The organism is Pseudomonas sp. NBRC 111119, assembly GCF_001320125.1.
In the GTDB taxonomy this organism is placed as follows: domain Bacteria; phylum Pseudomonadota; class Gammaproteobacteria; order Pseudomonadales; family Pseudomonadaceae; genus Aquipseudomonas; species Aquipseudomonas parafulva.
In genome coordinates this window covers 1-19,134 of the sequence record NZ_BCAV01000072.1, presented here as the reverse complement: position 1 = coordinate 19,134, position 19,134 = coordinate 1, and the positions used below count along the sequence as shown (strand labels likewise).

The 19,134-nt window shown below is 66.1% G+C and carries 8 protein-coding genes; 4 read left to right on the top strand and 4 right to left on the bottom strand.

Annotated features, from left to right (window positions below; all coding sequences use genetic code 11):
- Positions 1–13: 13 nt before the first annotated feature.
- Positions 14–1,438 carry a cytochrome-c oxidase, cbb3-type subunit I gene (gene ccoN, locus APH25_RS23585; RefSeq protein ID WP_028632175.1) on the bottom strand — a complete coding sequence of 475 codons (1,425 nt, stop codon included), beginning with the start codon at positions 1,436–1,438 and terminating at the stop codon, positions 14–16.
- A 49-nt stretch (positions 1,439–1,487) separates the two neighbouring features.
- Here ccoN and APH25_RS23580 point away from each other — a divergent pair, with 49 nt between their 5' ends.
- Positions 1,488–2,183, top strand: a complete 696-nt coding sequence (locus APH25_RS23580) for an alpha/beta family hydrolase (protein ID WP_060483567.1) — start codon at positions 1,488–1,490, stop codon at positions 2,181–2,183.
- Positions 2,184–2,237: 54 nt separating this feature from the next.
- Here the strand turns inward: APH25_RS23580 and APH25_RS23575 are convergent, their stop codons facing one another.
- Both APH25_RS23575 and APH25_RS23570 read right to left on the bottom strand, forming a co-directional pair.
- A complete protein-coding gene (locus APH25_RS23575; RefSeq protein WP_060483566.1) occupies positions 2,238–2,522 on the bottom strand; it encodes a pyrimidine/purine nucleoside phosphorylase in 285 nt (94 codons plus the stop codon).
- A 91-nt stretch (positions 2,523–2,613) separates the two neighbouring features.
- On the bottom strand, positions 2,614–3,159 hold the full coding sequence (locus tag APH25_RS23570; protein WP_028632178.1) for an exonuclease domain-containing protein: 546 nt from the start codon (positions 3,157–3,159) through the stop codon (positions 2,614–2,616).
- 171 nt (positions 3,160–3,330) lie between these two features.
- Here APH25_RS23570 and APH25_RS23565 point away from each other — a divergent pair, with 171 nt between their 5' ends.
- Positions 3,331–4,131 carry an ABC transporter substrate-binding protein gene (locus APH25_RS23565; protein ID WP_060483565.1) on the top strand — a complete coding sequence of 267 codons (801 nt, stop codon included), beginning with the start codon at positions 3,331–3,333 and terminating at the stop codon, positions 4,129–4,131.
- A 63-nt stretch (positions 4,132–4,194) separates the two neighbouring features.
- Positions 4,195–5,205, top strand: a complete 1,011-nt coding sequence (locus tag APH25_RS23560) for a GNAT family N-acetyltransferase (RefSeq protein WP_060483564.1) — start codon at positions 4,195–4,197, stop codon at positions 5,203–5,205.
- Positions 5,206–5,245: 40 nt separating this feature from the next.
- Here APH25_RS23560 and APH25_RS23555 read toward each other — a convergent pair whose 3' ends face one another.
- Entirely contained in the window at positions 5,246–5,776 is a 531-nt protein-coding gene (locus tag APH25_RS23555; RefSeq protein ID WP_028632181.1) for an RNA polymerase factor sigma-70, read from the bottom strand.
- A 303-nt stretch (positions 5,777–6,079) separates the two neighbouring features.
- Here APH25_RS23555 and APH25_RS23550 point away from each other — a divergent pair, with 303 nt between their 5' ends.
- Positions 6,080–19,027, top strand: coding sequence for a non-ribosomal peptide synthetase (locus APH25_RS23550; protein WP_060483563.1), 12,948 nt, complete (start codon positions 6,080–6,082; stop codon positions 19,025–19,027).
- Positions 19,028–19,134: the final 107 nt, after the last annotated feature.

Sequence of the window (19,134 nt, the reverse complement as noted above, 5' to 3'; positions counted from 1 at the left end):
CAGGCAGGTCTCCTCAAGCCAGCTGGGCATTCGCAGGGGCGGTATCCAGCGCCGGCGAACGCACGGTACGCCAGGTGTTCCAGGCCATCAGGAACATGCCGCTGAGGAAGATCGCACCACCGACGAAACGCACGATGAAGCCTGGGTGGCTGGCCACCAGGGTTTCCACGAACGAGTAGGTGAGCGTGCCGTCGCTGTTGACTGCGCGCCACATCAGGCCCTGGGCGATGCCGTTGACCCACATCGAGGCGATGTAGAGTACGGTGCCGATGGTGGCCAGCCAGAAGTGCGCGTTGATCAGGCCGATGCTGTACATGCGCTCTTTGCCGAACACTTTCGGGATGGTGTGGTACATCGCGCCGATGGAGATCATCGCTACCCAGCCGAGGGCGCCGGCGTGTACGTGGCCGATGGTCCAGTCGGTGTAGTGGGACAGGGCGTTGACCGTCTTGATGGCCATCATCGGGCCTTCGAAGGTGGACATGCCGTAGAACGCCAGCGACACCACCAGGAAGCGCAGGATCGGGTCGCTGCGCAGTTTGTGCCAGGCGCCCGACAGGGTCATCATCCCGTTGATCATGCCACCCCAGCTGGGTGCCAGCAGGATCAGCGACATCACCATGCCCAGCGACTGTGCCCAGTCGGGCAGGGCGGTGTAGTGCAGGTGGTGTGGGCCGGCCCAGATGTACAGGGTGATCAGTGCCCAGAAGTGCACGATGGACAAGCGGTAGGAATACACCGGGCGCTCGGCCTGCTTGGGCACGTAGTAGTACATCATGCCCAGGAAGCCTGCGGTCAGGAAGAAGCCCACCGCGTTGTGGCCATACCACCACTGCACCATGGCATCGGTGGCCCCGGCATACACGGAGTAGGACTTGGTCAGGCTGACCGGCAGTTCCAGGTTGTTGACGATGTGCAGGATGGCAACGGTGAGAATGAACGCACCGAAGAACCAGTTGCCCACGTAGATGTGCTTGGTGGTGCGCTTCATCAGCGTGCCGAAGAACACGATGGCGTAGGCAACCCAGACGATGGTGATCAGGATGTCGATCGGCCATTCCAGTTCAGCGTATTCCTTGGAACTGGTGTAGCCCAGCGGCAGGCTGATGGCCGCCAGCAGGATCACCAGTTGCCAGCCCCAGAACGTGAACGCCGCCAGTCGCGGAGAAAACAGGGTGGTCTGGCAGGTGCGTTGCACCGAATAATACGACGTAGCGAACAGGGCGCAGCCGCCGAAGGCGAAGATCACCGCATTGGTATGCAGTGGGCGCAGGCGGCCGAAGCTGGTCCAGGGGAGGTCGAAGTTGAAGAAAGGCCAGGCGAGCTGGGCGGCAATGAAGACGCCGAGCCCCATCCCGACGATTCCCCAAACCACCGTCATGATGGCGAATTGGCGGACCACCTTGTAGTTATAGGCGGTACTGCTGGTTGTGTTCATGTATGGGTTCCCATCCACGGTTATTGGCAGGCTATACAGCGAGGCAAGCATGATTAATGGGCAAAATGCCTGCATTGACGGGGATCAATGGGCGAAGGTCGGAAATGTCCCAGGCTTGCGCTGCGATCCTGCACAGCAGCAGGGCAGTGGCAGGTACCGGGCTTGCCTGATCCTGGCCCACGGTGCAGGCGCACCGATGGACAGCGGGTTCATGGACGAAATGGCGCAAAGGCTTGCGGCGCTTGGGGTAGCGGTAGTGCGCTTCGAGTTCCCCTACATGGCGCAGCGGCGCCAGGGCGGCAGCAAGCGCCCGCCTAACCCGCAACAGGTATTGCTTGATTGCTGGCGTGAGGTGTATTCGCAGGTGCGACCATTAGTCACAGGCACATTGGCCATTGGCGGCAAGTCCATGGGCGGGCGCATGGCCAGCCTGGTGGCCGATGAACTGGGTGCAGATGGGTTGGTGTGCCTGGGTTACCCGTTCTATGCGGCGGGTAAACCGGAGAAGCCGCGGGTGGAGCACCTGGCCGCATTGAAGACGCCGACCCTGATCGTGCAGGGCGAGCGGGACGCGCTGGGTAACCGGGAGGCGGTGGCCGGTTACAGGTTATCGCCCGCCATCGAGGTCAGCTGGCTGACCGCTGCCGATCACGACCTGAAACCCCTGCGTGCCTCAGGTTTCACCCACGACCAGCACCTGCAGGCGGCCGCCCGGCTGACCGCAGAATTCCTGATCCGCCCGTAGGGGCGACCGGAGGTCGCGATGGCCTGCGCAGCAGGCCCCCGCGAACGCGCTGGATCAGTCGCGGTATTCACACAGGTAAGCGGTATCTACCGCTACCTTCAACTGGAACTTGCTGTCTGCCGGCACATTGAACTTGTCGCCCGCCTTGAAGGTTTCCCAGCTGTCACTGCTTGGCAGCTTGACCGTGAGTGCGCCCGACACCACGTGCATGATTTCGCGCTTGGCCGTACCGAATTCGTATTCGCCTGCCGCCATCACCCCAACGGTGGCCGGGCCTTCCTCGCCCGTGAAGGCGATCGACTTGACGGTGCCGTTGAAGTACTCGTTGACCTTGAACATGGGCGACTCCAGAAAAAAGAAGTGGGCAAAAAGGCTGGCCAGTATGCCCAACGCCAAAGGCCCCGTCATCTGCTTTGAACGGCAGCGCAGGTCAACCGGCTGGCAGGCTCAACGGCAGCAGCCGCGCGGTGTTGCGCGCATCTTCCAGGGCCCGGTGCTGCTGCCCGCAGAAGTGCATGCCCGCCATCTGCAAGGCGCTGTTGAGCCCGGTGGGCCGTTGCAGGTGGCGGGCCTTGGCAAAGCGCTGCTTGAGGTTGATGTGCGGCAGGGCGCGCAGCAGGCTGTCGAGGCCGTGCTGCTGCCACTCCTGGGCCAGTTGCTGGCGGTCGTAGTCACCCCAGCTCACCCACGCCTGCAATTGCTCGCGGTGATGTCCCAGCCAGCGCTCGAAGCTTGCCCATACCTCGGTGAACGGTGCCGCGGTGTCCACGTTGGCCTGGCTGATGTGGGTCAGCTGCCGGCAGAACGGTGTCAGCTGCGGCCTGCGACGGGGCCGCACGAAGCGCTGGAAGTGGTCCACCTCACGGCCTTCACGGGTCACCAGGCTTGCGCCGATTTCAATCACTTCCATGTCTGCGACTGGCCAGCCGCCGTCGTCTGTCGTCGCTTCCAGGTCGATCACCAACCAATGGCCCATACCAGGCTCCCTTGCAGATCCTGCTAGAGCGTAGCCAAAGTCCGGCGTTCAGGCACCCCCTGGCATTTTGCCGCCTGCTTTGGCATAAAGGTCAGGTTTCGGCAGTTGTGCCGCCCCTGGAAAGCGCCTAGCTTAGGCATACCCAGGCATCCAACGTGATGAGTGTCCGTCTTGACTCCAGCGCCCGGCCTTAAGGCCCTGTCGACCTTGCTGCTGTTTGCCGCGATCTGGCTGGCGGCACCGGCATGGGCTGCCGAGCAGGTCGAGGTCAGGGTCGGGGCTGCGCATTTTCCCCCTTATACCGTGCGCCCCGAGCAGGGCGCCGGTGCCGGCCTGCTGGTGCAACTGATCGACGCCCTCAACCGCCTGCAGCCTGGCTATCGGTTCGTGCTGGTGCCCACCTCCGTGCAGCGCCGCTTCAGCGACCTCAAGCAGGGCCGCACCGACATGGCCATTTTCGAAAACCCGCAATGGGGCTGGGCACAGGTGCCGCACCAGGCCGTGGACATGGGCCTGGAAGACGCGGAGGTGTTCGTTGCCCGCACCAGCAGCGCGCAGAGCCCTGGCTATTTCGACGACCTGCGGGGCAAACGCCTGGCCTTGTTCAACGGCTACCACTACGCATTCGCCGGGTTCAACCCCGACCCCGGCTACCTGCGCCATGCGTTCAATGCCACGCTCACCTACTCCCATGACAGCAACCTGCTGATGGTGCAGGCGGGGCGGGCCGACATTGCCCTGGTAACCCGCTCGTTCTTCAACGACTTTATCGCCCGTAACCCCGCCAGCCGCGCGCAACTGCTGGCTTCGCAGCGTATCGACCAGCTGTACCACCACTATGCGCTGCTGCGCCCCGGCGCGCCGATACCGGCGCAATCGTTTGCCAGGCTGCTACAGGTGCTGCGCGACAATGGCCAACTGGGCCGCATCTTCGAGCCCTACGGCATACAGCTCACGCCCGAACTGCACTAAATTCGGCCTCGGCGCCCTCGTTCTCGACTGTGAGCCCACTTTCCACTTCAGCGAGCTACGCCCATGCCTTTCGATGCCACTTCGCAGCCTTTGTCACCCCCCCGTTGGCGCAGCCTTGATGGCCAGGAGGGGGATAACCGGTTGAGCCTGTCTCTACAGGGGCGGCCATTGATTCAGTTGCGTGTGCAGCCTGGTGAGCCGCTTGCCGTTCAGCTGGAACACGCATGCACCGAGCGGCCCTACCAGGCGCTGTGGGCCGCATGCTACTGGTTGCTGTCACGCAACCCGTCTTGCCAGCGGCTGGCCTGGCAGCTCCCTGAGGTGCCCGTGCAGGCCCTCGCCAGCGGCCTGTTGCGCGAAGAGCAGCCGGGCCAGTATGTGTGCGAGCGCGGGATGTTTTGGCAATTGCCGCAGCCATGGCTGGGCGAGTCGGTGGCACCGGTGTACCCGCAGCAGATGCGCATCACCGATGGCAAGCGCCACCCCCAGCGCGCGCCTAAGCCGCGGGGGGAAGTGTACCGGCGCTTCGATGCGCGGCTGGGCAGTTGGGTGTCGTTGCGTACCCTGGAAATCGAGCACGACCTGGAGCGCTTCAACCGCTGGCAGAACGACCCGCGGGTAGAGGCGTTCTGGCAGGAAGGCGGCACGCTGGCGCAGCACCGCGAATACCTGAGCAAGCTGGACGCCGACCCGCATACCCTGACGCTGATCGGCTGCTTCGACGACGAGCCGTTCGCTTACTTCGAAGCCTATTGGGCCAAGGAAGACCGCATCGCGCCGTTCTACCCGGCCGATGACTACGACCGCGGCATTCACATGCTGGTGGGCGAACAGCGCCACCGCGGCCCGCACAAGGTCGCCAGCTGGCTATCGGCGCTGGTGCACTACCTGTTCCTGGACGACCCCCGCACCCAGCGGGTAGTGGCCGAGCCACGCGCCGACAATGCCAGGATGATTGGCTACATGCATGACCAGTGTTTCCACTGCGACAAGGAATTCGACTTCCCGCACAAGCGCGCCGCGCTGATGATTCTGGGGCGGGAGCGTTTTTTTGAGCGTTGTGACCTGGTTTGAGTGAGCGGGCGCGCAGCGCGATGCGCTGCGCGGCGCCCGTTCAACCTTGCCGGCTGGCCGTTTTACGGCAATGCACCAACGCGTCGCGAATCATGAAATTGACCAGGGTAGGGGAAACGCCCAGCTCCTTGGCGATGTCCTTCTGCGGCACACCGTGCAGGCGGTACATTTCGAACGCGTAGCGGGTGCGTTGGGGTAGCTCGTTCAAGGCCTGGGCGATGTCGTCGAGCGCTGCCCGGTTGATATGGGTGGCTTCGGGCGAGGCATTCTGGATGACCACGTTCAGGCCCTCTTCCTCGCTACCGGAATACCTCAGCTCCATTGCCTGCTTGCGGTAATGGTCAATGGCCAGGTTGCGCACGATCTGGAACAGGTAGCTGAGCTGCGCCTTGAACGAGGAGGTGATCTGTGGCGCGCTGCCAAGCCTGAAAAACGCGTCCTGTACCACGTCTTCGGCGCGTGAGCGGCAGCCGGTGATGCGTGCGGCAATCTTTAGCAGGATGTTGCGGTTGTCGACGAAGGCCTGGAGTAATGGTGAATCGCACTTACTTGTGGATAGTTGTTCCGCCATGGAAATCACCTTGTCACAGAAGGGAAAGGGCGCACTGAAACTTCAGATGCGTCCTAAGACGTGCGACAAGCTATTCAGAATGATAATGATTGTCAAATACGAAACGAAATTAGTATCTGTATTTTTCAGTTCTAAGCCAGGCCCTGCCTAAGGGGCGCGTCCTCAGGCCCGCGTACAGGGCAACACCCGCTAATTTCTGCCCCTGCCTATCCGTTCCCCTGTGTACATCCCCGGCCGCCCATGCTGCCCGCCCTGGTGGCGGTGCAACCGGCCCGCCCACCCAGACACCGGCAGGAACACCCCATGACGCATGCCTTCGAACTCCCGCTCACGCTGGTCCAGGCCCTGATGCAGCGTGCCGCGCTCAGCCCGGACCAAGTCGCCTTGCGCTTTCTGGCCGACACGCCGGGCGAGCAGGCCGTGCTCAGTTACCGGGACCTCGACCAGCGCGCCCGTGCCATCGCTGCCGCCCTGCAGGCGCGGGCCGGCCATGGCGAACGCGCGGTGTTGCTGTTCCCCAGCGGGCCAGACTACGTTGCGGCGTTCTTCGGCTGCCTGTACGCCGGCATCATCGCCGTGCCTGCCTACCCGCCAGAATCGGCCCGCCAGCACCACCAGCAGCGGTTGCTGTCGATCATCGCCGACGCACAGCCGCGCCTGCTGCTGACCGTCGATGCCTTGCACGGCAGCCTGCAGGGCCTGGAGGCGCTTTCAGCCGCCGATGCCCCTGAGCTGCTGGCCGTCGATGGCGTTGACCTGGCACTGGCGGATGCGTGGCGCGAACCCGCGCTCAAGGCCGACGACATCGCCTTCCTGCAGTACACCTCCGGTTCCACTGCGCTGCCCAAGGGCGTCCAGGTCAGCCACGGCAACCTGGTGGCCAACGAACAACTGATCCGCTGTGGTTTCGGCATCGACCTCAACCCCGATGATGTGATTGTCAGCTGGTTGCCGCTTTACCACGACATGGGCCTGATTGGCGGGCTGCTGCAGCCGATTTTCAGCGGCGTGCCGTGTGTGCTGATGTCGCCGGGCTACTTCCTGGCGCGCCCCCTGCGCTGGCTACAGGCAATCAGCGAATACGGCGGCACCATCAGCGGGGGCCCCGACTTCGCCTACCGGTTGTGCAGCGAGCGGGTCAGTGAAAGCGCCCTCGAAGGGCTCGACCTCAGCCGCTGGCGCGTGGCGTATTCGGGTTCCGAACCGATCCGCCAGGACAGCCTGGCCACCTTCGCCGAGCGCTTCCAGGCCTGTGGTTTCGACCCGCAAAGCTTCTTTGCCAGCTATGGCTTGGCCGAAGCCACCCTGTTCGTCAGCGGCAGCCGCCGTGGCCAAGGCATCGCGGCGCTGGAACTGGACGCCCAGGCCTTCGCCGAACACCGCGCCGAGCCTGGCGAAGGCAGCGTGCTGATGAGTTGCGGCTGGCCGCAGCCCGGGCATGCCGTGCGCATTGTCGAGCCCCAGCACCTGCAGGTACTGGCCGACAATCAGGTGGGTGAAATCTGGGCGGCAGGGCCGAGTATCGCCCTGGGGTACTGGCGCAACCCTGAGGCGACTGCCCGCACCTTCGTCGAGCAGGGCGGCCAGCGCTGGCTGCGTACCGGCGACCTGGGTTTCATGCGTGACGGTGAGGTGTTCGTGACCGGCCGTCTGAAGGACATGCTGATCGTGCGCGGTCAGAACCTGTACCCGCAAGACCTGGAAAAAACCCTGGAACAGGAGGTTCAGGGGCTGCGCAAAGGCCGGGTGGCGGTGTTCGGCGTGGAGCACCAGGGCGAAGAGGGCATTGGTGTGGCGGTGGAGGTCAGCCGCAATGTGCAGAAGGCGATAGACCCCCAGGCGCTGATCACCACCCTGCGCCAGGTGATCGCCGATGCCTGCCGTCAGGCACCTGCCGTGGTGTTGCTGCTGAACCCCGGGGCGCTGCCCAAGACCTCCAGTGGCAAGCTGCAACGCTCAGCCTGCCGCCTGCGCATGGAAGAGGGCACCCTGGATTGCTACGCCCGCTTCCCGCAGCAGCGTCCAGAGGCCGCCCGAGCCCTGAGCGGCGATGCCTTGCAAGCGCGTATCGCCCAGGTATGGCGGGATGTTCTCAACGTCGAGACGGCGGCCGCCGACGACCACTTCCTGTTGCTGGGCGGCAATTCCATCGCTGCCACCCAGGCCACTGCACGGCTGGCCGACGAGCTGGGCATCGACCTGAGCCTTCGTACCCTGTTCGAGGCGCCGGTGCTGGCCGATTACACCCGCGCAGTGGCAGCCATTGTCGCGCAAGGGCTGCCCCAGGCGGCTGCCATCGGCACAGTGCAGCGTGAACAACCGCTGCCCCAGTCGCTGGCCCAGAACCGCCTGTGGCTGCTGTGGCAACTGCAACCCCAGTCGGCAGCCTACAACATTCCGGCCGGGCTGGTGCTGCGGGGCGAACTCGATGAGCACGCACTGCAGGCTGCACTGCAGGCCCTGGTGAAACGTCACGAGTCCCTGCGTACGGTATTCAGCGAGGCAGGCGGTCAGCCGCTGCAGCACATCCTGCCCGCCCAGCCGCTGGCCCTGCAGCACCTTGACCTTGATGGGCTGCCTGGCGATCAGGTCACCCTGCAGCGTGAAGCCGAAGCCCGCCAGCCGTTCGACCTGACCCAGGGCCCGCTGCTGCGCGTCACCCTGGCGCGTCTGGACGATGAACACCACCAGCTCTGGGTAACCCTGCACCACATCGTCGCCGACGGCTGGTCGCTGAACATTCTGCTGGACGAACTGGCCCGCTTGTACGCGGCCAACTGCCAGGGCCTGGAGGCCAAGCTGGCGCCGCTGACCCTGGGCTATGCCGACTACGGCACCTGGCAGCGGGCGTGGCTGGCCAGCGGTGTGGCCGAGCGCCAGCTGGCGTACTGGCAGGCGCACCTGGCAGGCGAGTTGCCCGCGCTGGACCTGTGCACCGACCACCCCCGCAGCCGCCAGCGTGAGCACCTTGCCGCGCGCTTGCAGGTCAAGGTGCCCACGCGCCTCACCGAAGCCCTCAAGCGCCTGGCCAGTGAGCAACAGGCCAGCCTGTTCATGGTGCTGCTCGCGGGCTGGCAGGCGTTGCTGTACCGCTACAGCGGCCAGGCTGACATCCGCGTGGGCATCCCCAACGCCAACCGCCCGCGCCTGGAAACCCAGGGGTTGGTCGGGTTCTTCATCAACACCCAGGTACTGCGTGCGCACGTTGATGGGCGGTTGCCGTTCACCCAGTTGCTGGCCCAGGTGCGCCAGGCCAGCGTCGAGGCACAGGCCAACCAGGACCTGCCGTTCGAGCAACTGCTGGAGGCGTTCCCCGATGCCCGCGAGCAGGGCCTGTTCCAGGTCATGTTCAACCACCAGCAACGCGACCTGTCGGCCTTGCGCCGCCTGCCCGGGCTGCTGGCCGAGGAACTGCCCTGGCACAGCCGTGAAGCCAAGTTCGACTTGCAGCTGCACAGCGAGGAAGACCACCAGGGCCGCCTGAGCCTGGCGTTCGACTATGCCAGTGAGCTGTTCGAGGCCAGCACTGTCCAGCGTTTGGCCGAGCATTTGCTGGCCCTGTTCGAGCAGGTGTGCGCCAACCCGCAACGCCCGGTGGGCGAAGTGCAGCTGTTGAGCGAAGCGGCCCGTGCGCAGTTGCTGGGCTGGGGCCAGGCCCCGGCACCTGCGCCCCAGCGCCTGCTGGTGGAGCAGCTCAACGAGCAGGCCCGGCTTCACCCGCAACGCGTGGCGCTGGCCTGGGAGGGTGGCAGCCTGGGCTATGCCGAACTGCACCAGCAGGCCAACCGCCTGGCCCATTACCTGCGCGACAAGGGTGTGGGCCCCGATACGTGCGTGGCCATTGCCGTGGAGCGCTCGCCGCAGTTGCTGGTGGGCCTGCTGGCCATCCTCAAGGCCGGTGGTACCTATGTGCCGCTGGATGTGGACTACCCGGCCGAGCGCCTGGCCTACATGCTCAGGGACTGCCAGACCAGCCTGCTGCTCAGCCACAGCAATACACTGCACAACCTGCCGCAGGTCGACGGCGTGAGTGTGATCGCCCTTGACCAACTGCACCTCGACAGCTGGCCCAGCCAGGCGCCGGGCCTGCACCTGGAAGCCGACAACCTGGCCTATGTGATCTACACCTCCGGCTCCACCGGCCAGCCCAAAGGCGTGGGCAATACCCATGGCGCGCTGGCCGAGCGGCTGCAGTGGATGCAGGCTACCTACGGCCTGGACGACAGCGACGTGCTTCTGCAAAAAGCACCGATCAGCTTCGACGTGTCGGTGTGGGAGTGCTTCTGGCCGCTGGTCACCGGTTGCCGGCTGGTGCTCGCCGGCCCCGGTGAGCACCGCGACCCGCAGCGCATCGCTGCCCTGGTCCAGGCTCATGCTGTGACCACGCTGCACTTCGTACCGCCCCTGCTGCAGGTATTTGCCCAGGAGCCCCAGGCGGCTGGCTGCACCAGCCTGCGCCGGGTGTTCTCCGGTGGTGAAGCCTTGGCCGCCGCATTGCGTGACCGCGTGCTGCAGGTGCTGCCGCAGGTGCAACTGCACAACCGCTACGGCCCGACCGAAACCGCCATCAACGTCACCCACTGGCACTGCCAGGTGGCCGATGGCGAGCGCTCGCCCATCGGTCGCCCGCTGGGCAATGTGCTGTGCCGGGTACTGGACGACGAACTCGAACTGACCACCCCCGGCGTGCCGGGTGAGCTGTACCTCGGCGGCGCGGGCCTGGCCCGTGGCTACCTGAACCGCCCAGGCCTGACCGCCGAGCGCTTCGTGCCCCAGCCTGATGGCCATGGCGAGCGGCTGTACCGCAGCGGTGACCGCGCCCGCTGGCAGCCGCCGCTCGAAGCGCTGGAATACCTCGGCCGCCTGGACCACCAGGTAAAGGTGCGGGGTTTCCGCGTGGAGCCTGAGGAAGTGCAGGCGTGCCTGTTGGCGCAGGCCGGCGTCGAGCAGGCGTTGGTGCTCATTCACCAGAACGCCGTCGGCGCGCAACTGGTGGGCTACTACAGCGGCAGTGCGCAGCCAGCTGACCTGTTGAACGTGCTGGCAGCGCAACTGCCCGCCTATATGGTGCCGGCGCAGCTCGTGCCCCTGGCGCAGATGCCCGTGGGCCCTAGCGGCAAGGTCGACCGCAAGGCGTTGCCGGCCCCGGTGTGGCAGCAGCGCGAGCACGTCGAGCCGCAGACGGCGCTGCAGCAAACCGTCGCCGCCATTTGGCGCGAGGTGCTGAACCTGCCGCGCGTTGGCCTGCAGGACGACTTCTTCGCCCTCGGCGGGCACTCGCTGCTGGCCACCCAGATCGTGTCGCGCACGCGCCAGGCCTGCGATGTGGAACTGCCGCTCAAGGCGTTGTTCGACGCCAGCGAACTGGGGGCGTTCTGCGCCGAAATCGCGCGCATCCAGGCAGCCGGTGAACGCAACCTGCAAGGGAAAATTGCCCGTGTGGACCGCCGCCAGGCCGTGCCGCTGTCATATTCCCAGCAGCGCATGTGGTTCCTCTGGCAGATGGAGCCGGGCAGCCCGGCCTACAACGTCGGCGGCATGGCCCGCCTGCGCGGCACCTTGCATGTGGATGCATTCGAACGGGCGCTGCAGGCGCTGTTGGTGCGCCACGAAACCTTGCGTACCACCTTCCCCAGTATTGATGGCGTGCCTTACCAATGCGTGGCTGCCGACACCCGCCTGCATCTGCACTGGCAGGACTTCAGCGCCTTGCCCGCCGACACTTGCCAGCAACGCCTGCAGCAACTGGCCGATGACCAGGCCCACCAGCCGTTCGACCTGGAGCGCGGCCCGCTGCTGCGCGCCTGCCTGGTGAAAGCCGGCGAGCGCGAGCATTTCTTCGTGCTCACCCTGCACCACATCGTCACCGAAGGCTGGGCCATGGACATCTTCGCCCGCGAGCTGGGCGAGCTGTACGAGGCCTTTGTCGATGACCGCGACTCGCCACTGGCACCGCTGCCCGTGCAGTACCTGGACTACAGCGTGTGGCAACGCCAGTGGCTGGACAGCGGCGAGGGCGCCCGCCAGCTCGCCTATTGGCAACAGCGCCTGGGCGACGAGCACCCGGTGCTGGCACTGCCCGCCGACCGCCCACGGCCCGCCGTGCAGAGCCACCGGGGCGCGCTGTACCGTTTCGAGCTGGCGCCGGCCCTGGTAAGCCGCGTGCATGCCTTCAATGCCCAGCGCGGCCTGACCCTGTTCATGACCATGACCGCCACCCTGGCGGCACTGTTGCACCGCTACAGCGGCCAGCGTGACCTGCGCATCGGTGCCCCGGTGGCCAACCGCATCCGCCCGGAAAGCGAAGGCCTGATCGGGGCCTTCCTCAACACCCAGGTGCTGCGCTGCCAGCTGGATGGCCAGATGACTGCCAGTGCGCTGCTGGAGCAGGTGCGCCAGGCCGCCATCGAGGGCCAGTCGCACCAGGACTTGCCGTTCGACCAGCTGGTGGAGGCCTTGCAGCCGCCCCGCAGCAGCGCCTACAACCCGTTGTTCCAGGTCATGTGCAACGTGCAGCGCTGGGCCTTCCAGCAAAGCCGCACCTTGGCGGGCATGCAGGTGGACTACCTGGTCAACGACGCCAGTGCCACCAAGTTCGACCTGTACCTGGAGGTCACCGACCTCGACGGCCGCCTGGGCTGCTGCCTCACCTACAGCCGCGACCTGTTCGATGAGCCGCGCATCGCGCGCATGGCCGAGCACTGGCAGCAGTTGCTGGTGGGCCTGCTCGACGACCCGCAACAACGCCTATGCCAATTGCCGATGCTGACCAGCGCCGAGCAACAGGCGCTGACCGGGCAGTTGCAGGGCGAGCAGGGCTACGACCTGGGCCATACCCTGCACGGCCTGTTCGCCGCCCAGGCTGCGCGCACGCCCCAGGCGGGCGCCCTGACCTTCGCCGGCCAGCACCTGAGCTACGCCGAACTCGACCAGCGTGCCAACCGCCTGGCCCGCGCCCTGCGCGAGCGCGGCGTGGGGCCGCAGGTCCGTGTGGGCCTGGCCCTGGAGCGTTCGCTGGAAATGGTCATTGGCCTGTTGGCCATCCTCAAGGCCGGCGGCGCCTACGTACCCCTCGACCCGGAGTACCCGCTCGACCGCCTGCGCTACATGATCGAGGACAGCCGCATCGGCCTGCTGCTGAGCCAGCGGGCGTTGTTGGCCACACTGGGCGACCTGCCGGAGGGCGTCACCCGCTGGTGCCTCGAGGACGATGCCGCCAGCCTGGCTGCCTTCAGCGATGCGCCGTTGGATAACGTCAGCCTGCCGCAGCACCAGGCCTACCTGATCTACACCTCCGGTTCCACCGGCAAGCCCAAGGGCGTAGTGGTCAGCCACGGCGAGTTCGCCATGCACTGCCAGGCGGTGATCGCCGCGTTCGGCATGCGCAGTGATGACTGCGAACTGCACTTCTATTCGATCAACTTCGATGCGGCCAGCGAGCGCCTGTGGGTGCCACTGCTGTGTGGGGCCCGTGTGGTGCTGCGGGCCCAGGGGCAGTGGGGCGCGCAGGAGATCTGCCAGCTGGTGCGCGAGCAGCAGGTGAGCATTCTTGGCTTTACCCCCAGCTACGGCAGCCAGCTGGCCCAGTACCTGGGTGCGCAGGGCGAGCAACTGCCGGTACGCCTGGTAATCACCGGGGGTGAAGCGCTGACGGGCGAGCACCTGCTGCGCATCCGCCAGGCCTTCGCGCCGCAGCAGTGCTTCAACGCCTATGGCCCCACCGAAACCGTGGTCATGCCACTGGCCTGCCTGGCGCCCGAGGTGCTGGCGGCAGACCTGGGCAGCGTACCGATCGGGCGCGTCATCGGTAACCGCACCGCCTACATCCTTGACGAAGACCTGGCCCTGTTGCCGCAAGGCGGCATCGGCGAGCTGTATGTGGGCGGGGCGGGCCTGGCCCAGGGTTATCACGACCGCCCGGGCCTGAGCGCCGAGCGCTTTGTCGCCGACCCGTTCAGCACGGAAGGTGGCCGCCTGTATCGTACGGGCGACCTGGTGCGCCTGAGCGTGGATGGCCTGGTCGAGTACGTTGGCCGTGCCGACCAGCAGGTGAAGATTCGCGGCTTCCGTATCGAACTGGGTGAAATCGAGAGCCGCCTGCAGGCCCATGCCGATGTGGAAGAGGCCGTGGTGCTGGCACTGGACCTGCCGGGTGGCCGGCAACTGGTTGGCTACCTGGTGTGCCAGCAGGCAAGCGCCGCCAGCGAGGCCCAGGCCCGGCTGCGCGAGGCGGTGAAGGCCGATGCCCGCCAGCACCTGCCCGACTATATGGTCCCGGCGCACCTGGTGCTGCTCGGCAGCCTGCCGCTGATGGGTAACGGCAAGCTCGACCGCCGCGCCTTGCCCCTGCCGGACCTGGAGCAGGCCCGCCAGCACTACCAGGCCCCGGGTAACGAAGTGGAAGCGCAGCTGGCGCAGATGTGGGCCGATGTGCTCAACCTTGCCCAGGTGGGCGTGAACGACAACTTCTTCGAGCTGGGTGGCGACTCGATCCTGTCGATCCAGGTGGTCAGCCGCGCCCGCCAGGCCGGTTTGCAGTTCAGCCCGCGTGACCTGTTCCAGCACCAGACCATCCAGACCTTGGCCGCCGTGGTGCAGCGCAGCGATACGGCCAGCGCCATCGAGCAGGGCCAGCGCACGGGCCAGACCGGCCTCACGCCCATCCAGCACTGGTTCTTCGACAGCGATGTGCCGCAGCCACAGCACTGGAACCAGGCCGTGTTGCTACAGGCGCGTCAGCCGCTGGATCAAACAGTGCTGGGGCAGGCCCTGGAAGCCCTGGTGCAGCACCACGACAGCCTGCGCCTGCGCTTCGTCCAGGCCCATGGCCGCGTGCAGGCCGAGTATGCCCCGCCTGCTGCCGAGCAACTGCTGTGGACTGCCACGGTCGCGGACTTTGCCGACTGCCAGGCGCTGTACACCGACGTGCAGCGCAGCCTGCACTTGGAGCGCGGGCCGTTGCTGCGTGCCTTGCTGGTCAGCGACGGGCAGGGCGCTCAGCGCTTGTTGCTCGCCATCCACCACCTGGTGGTCGACGGTGTGTCGTGGCGGGTATTGCTCGAAGACCTGCAGGCGCTGTACCGCAGCCAGCCGCTGCCGGCCAAGACCCACACCCAGGGCGACTGGGCGGCCCGCCTGGCGAATTACGCTAGCAGCGATTCGCTGCGCGAAGAGCTGGGCTGGTGGCAAGGCCAACTGGGTGGCGTGCGCCGCGAACTGCCCTGCGATCACCCCCAGGGCGGCAACCTGCACCGCCACGCCCACACCCTGGCCATCGGCATTGACGTGGAGCAGACCCGGCAACTGCTGCAGCAAGCGCCGGCGGCCTACCACACCCAGGTCAACGACCTACTGCTGACGGCGCTGGCGCGGGCCCTGTGCGGCTGGAGCGGCGACCAGGAAGTGCTGGTGCAGCTTGAAGGCCATGGCCGTGACGGGCTGTTCGAAGACATGGACCTGACCCGCAGCGTCGGCTGGTTCACCAACGCCTACCCGCTGAGCCTGCGCCCGTTGCCGGGAAATGACGACGCTGCGCGCGCCGGTTCGATCAAACGTATCAAGGAGCAACTGCGCCAGGTGCCGCACAAGGGCCTGGGTTACGGTGTGCTGCGTTACCTGGGCGACGAGACCGGCCGTGAACAGATGGCGGCCTTGCCGCAGGCGCGGATCACCTTCAATTACCTGGGGCAGTTCGACCAGCAGTTCGACGGCGCGGCGCTATTCGAGCCACTGCAGGCACCAGCCGGCCAGGCCCATGACCCCGATGCGCCACTGCCCAACTGGCTGAGCGTGGACGGGCAGGTGTACGGCGGCGCCCTGCAACTGCGCTGGACGTTCAGTGCCGAACGCTATGACCCGGCAACCATCGCCCGCCTGGCCGAAGCCTATCGGCAGGAGCTGCTGGCACTGGTGGCCCACTGCCTGGTCGATGGCAATGGCAGCTTTACCCCGTCGGACTTCCCCCTGGCGCACCTGACCCAGGAGCAGATCGACGCCTTGCCGGTACCGGCTGCGCAGATCGAGGACGTCTACCCGCTGACCCCGATGCAGGAAGGCATGCTGCTGCACACCCTGCTGGAGCCCGGCACCGGCCTTTACTACATGCAGGACCGCTACCGCATCAACAGCGCCCTGGACCCGCAGCGGTTCGCCCAGGCCTGGCAGGCGGTGGTGGCGCGCCACGAAGCGCTGCGTGCCTCGTTCAGCTGGAACAGCGGCGAGGCCATGCTGCAGATCATCCATAAACCGGGCAACCTGCCCGTGGATTACCAGGACTGGCGCGGCCTTGACGACACCGCCCAGGAAGCCCGCCTGCAGGCACTGCACAAGCAAGAGCGCGAGGCCGGCTTCGAACTGCTGCGTGAAGCGCCGTTCCATCTGCGCCTGGTGCGCGTGGCGGACGAGCGATACTGGTTCATGATGAGCAACCACCACATCCTCATCGATGCCTGGTGCCGCTCGCTGTTGATGAACGACTTCTTCGAGGTCTACCAGGCGCTGGGCGAAGGCCGCCCGGCGCAGTTGCCGGTGCCACCGCGCTATCGCGACTACATCGGCTGGCTGCAACGCCAGGGCCTGGAGGATGCCCGCACCTGGTGGCAGGCCAACCTTGCCGGCTTTGAACGTGCAACCGCCATCCCCAGCGACCGCCCGCTGCGCCATGACCACGCCGGCAGCGGCATGGTGGTCGGCGACTGCTACACCCGCCTGCACGCCAGCGAGGGTGTGCGCCTGCGTGAGCTGGCACAGGCCCATCAGCTCACCGTCAACACCTTCGCCCAGGCGGCCTGGGCCCTGGTGCTGGCGCGCTACAGCGGCGAGCGCGACGTGGCCTTCGGGGTGACCGTTGCCGGTCGGCCGGTGAGCATGCCGCAGATGCAACGCACCGTCGGCCTGTTCATCAACAGCGTCGCCCTGCGGGTGTGCCTGCCGCTCCCGGGTGAGCGCTGCAGTGTGCGCCAGTGGTTGCAGGGCCTGCTGCAAAGCAACATGGAGCTGCGCGAGTACGAGTACCTGCCGCTGGTGGCGATCCAGGAATGCAGCGAGCTGCCCAAGGGCCAGCCGTTGTTCGACAGCCTGTTCGTGTTCGAGAACGCCCCGGTGGAAACCGCCGTGCTCGACCGCGCCCAGCACCTGAATGCCAGCTCCGATTCGGGCCGTACCCACACCAACTTCCCGCTGACGGCGGTGTGCTACCCGGGCGACGACCTGGGCCTGCACCTGTCGTTCGACCAGCGGTATTTCGACTACCCAACTGTCGAGCGCCTGCTGGCCGAGTTCAAGCGCCTGTTGCTGGCGCTGGTGCAAGGCTTCGACGGTGAGGTGAGCGAGCTGCCGCTGCTGGGCACCGAAGAGCAGCGCTACCTGCTGGACGACTGCAACCGCACTGCGCACCACTACCCGCTGGAGCACAGCTACATCGCGCAGTTCGAGGCCCAGGTGGCCGCATACCCGCAGCGTACCGTGGCCCGCTGCCAAGAGGCCGCCCACGACTACGCCGGGCTCAACCTGGCCGCCAACCGCCTGGGCCACGCCCTGGTGGCAGCCGGGGTGAAGCTGGACCAGCCGGTGGCCCTGCTGGCCGAGCGCGGTTTGCCGCTGCTGGGCATGATCGTCGGCAGCTTCAAGGCGGGTGCCGGTTACCTCCCGCTCGACCCGGGCCTGCCAAGCGCACGCCTGCAAGGCATCATCGCGCTCAGCGGCACCCCGGTGCTGGTGTGCACAGCGGCCTGTGCCGAGCAGGCCCGGCAATTGCTGGGCGGCCTGCAAGGGCAGGTGCAGTTGCTGGTGTGGGAGGACATCCAGGCCAGCCAGGTAGCCAGCCATAACCCGGGTATCTACAGCGGGCCGGACAACCTGGCCTACGTCATCTACACCTCTGGCTCCACCGGGTTGCCGAAGGGTGTGATGGTGGAGCAGCGCGGCATGCTCAATAACCAGCTGAGCAAAGTGCCTTACCTTGAGCTGAGCCAGCGAGACGTGATCGCCCAGACGGCTTCGCAAAGCTTCGATATTTCGGTGTGGCAGTTCCTCGCTGCCCCATTGTTCGGTGCCACGGTGCAGATCGTGCCCAATGCCATTGCCCATGATCCCCAGGGCCTTTTGGCCCATGTGCAAGCCACCGGCATTACGGTGCTGGAGAGCGTGCCGTCGCTGATCCAGGGCATGCTGGCGAACGAACACCAGGCCCTGGACAGCCTGCGCTGGATGCTGCCGACGGGCGAGGCCATGCCGCCGGAGCTGGCCGCGCAGTGGCTGCAACGTTACCCGCATATCGGGCTGGTCAATGCCTACGGCCCTGCTGAGTGTTCGGATGACGTGGCGTTCTTCCGCGTCGATGCCGCATCTACCCGTGGCACCTACCTGCCTATCGGCACGCCGACCGACAACAACCGGCTGTACCTGTTTGGCGACGAACAGACCCTGGTGCCACTGGGGGCGGTGGGGGAACTGTGCGTAGCCGGCACCGGTGTGGGGCGTGGTTACGTCAGCGACCCGGTGCGCACGGCCCTGGCCTTCATCCCGCACCCCTACGGGGCACCGGGTGAGCGGCTGTACCGCACCGGTGACCTGGCGCGCCGGCGTGCAGACGGGGTGCTGGAGTACGTTGGGCGTATCGACCATCAGGTGAAGATCCGCGGTTACCGCATCGAACTGGGCGAAATCGAAGCGCGCCTGCACGAACAGGCACCCTTGCGTGATGCCGCGGTGGCGGTGCAGGAGGGCGTCAACGGCAAGCATCTGGTGGGCTACCTGGTGGCCCATCAGGGTGTGGCCGGGGATGGCGCACTGCTGGAGCAGATCAAGCAACGGCTGCGCGCGGAACTGCCGGAATACATGGTGCCGTTGCACTGGGCCTGGTTCGACAGCTTGCCGCACAACGCCAACGGCAAGCTGGACCGCAAGGCCCTGCCAGCCATCGAAATCGGCGGCCAGCACAGCCAGGCCTACCAGCCACCCCGTACCACGCTGGAGGAGACCCTGGCCGGCATCTGGGCCGATGTACTCAAGGCCGAGCGGGTGGGTGTGCACGACAATTTCTTCGAGCTGGGCGGGCATTCCCTGCTGGCCACGCAGATCGCCTCCCGGGTGCAGAAGCAGTTGCAACTGAACGTGCCGCTACGGGCGATGTTCGAGTGCAGCACGGTGGAGGAACTGGCGGTGTATGTGGAGGGGCTGCAGGGCAGTGCGCTGGACGAGGACAAGGTTGATCGGCTGAGTGATTTGATGGCGGAGTTGGAGGGGTTGTAGGGGGGAGCTTGTTTGCGATGCGCGACGTGATGGATGCAGGCTCGGCATCGAATCGGGTGAGGGCTGCGAGGTGTTCGCCGTTACAGGTGCAGGGCCTATGAGATCGA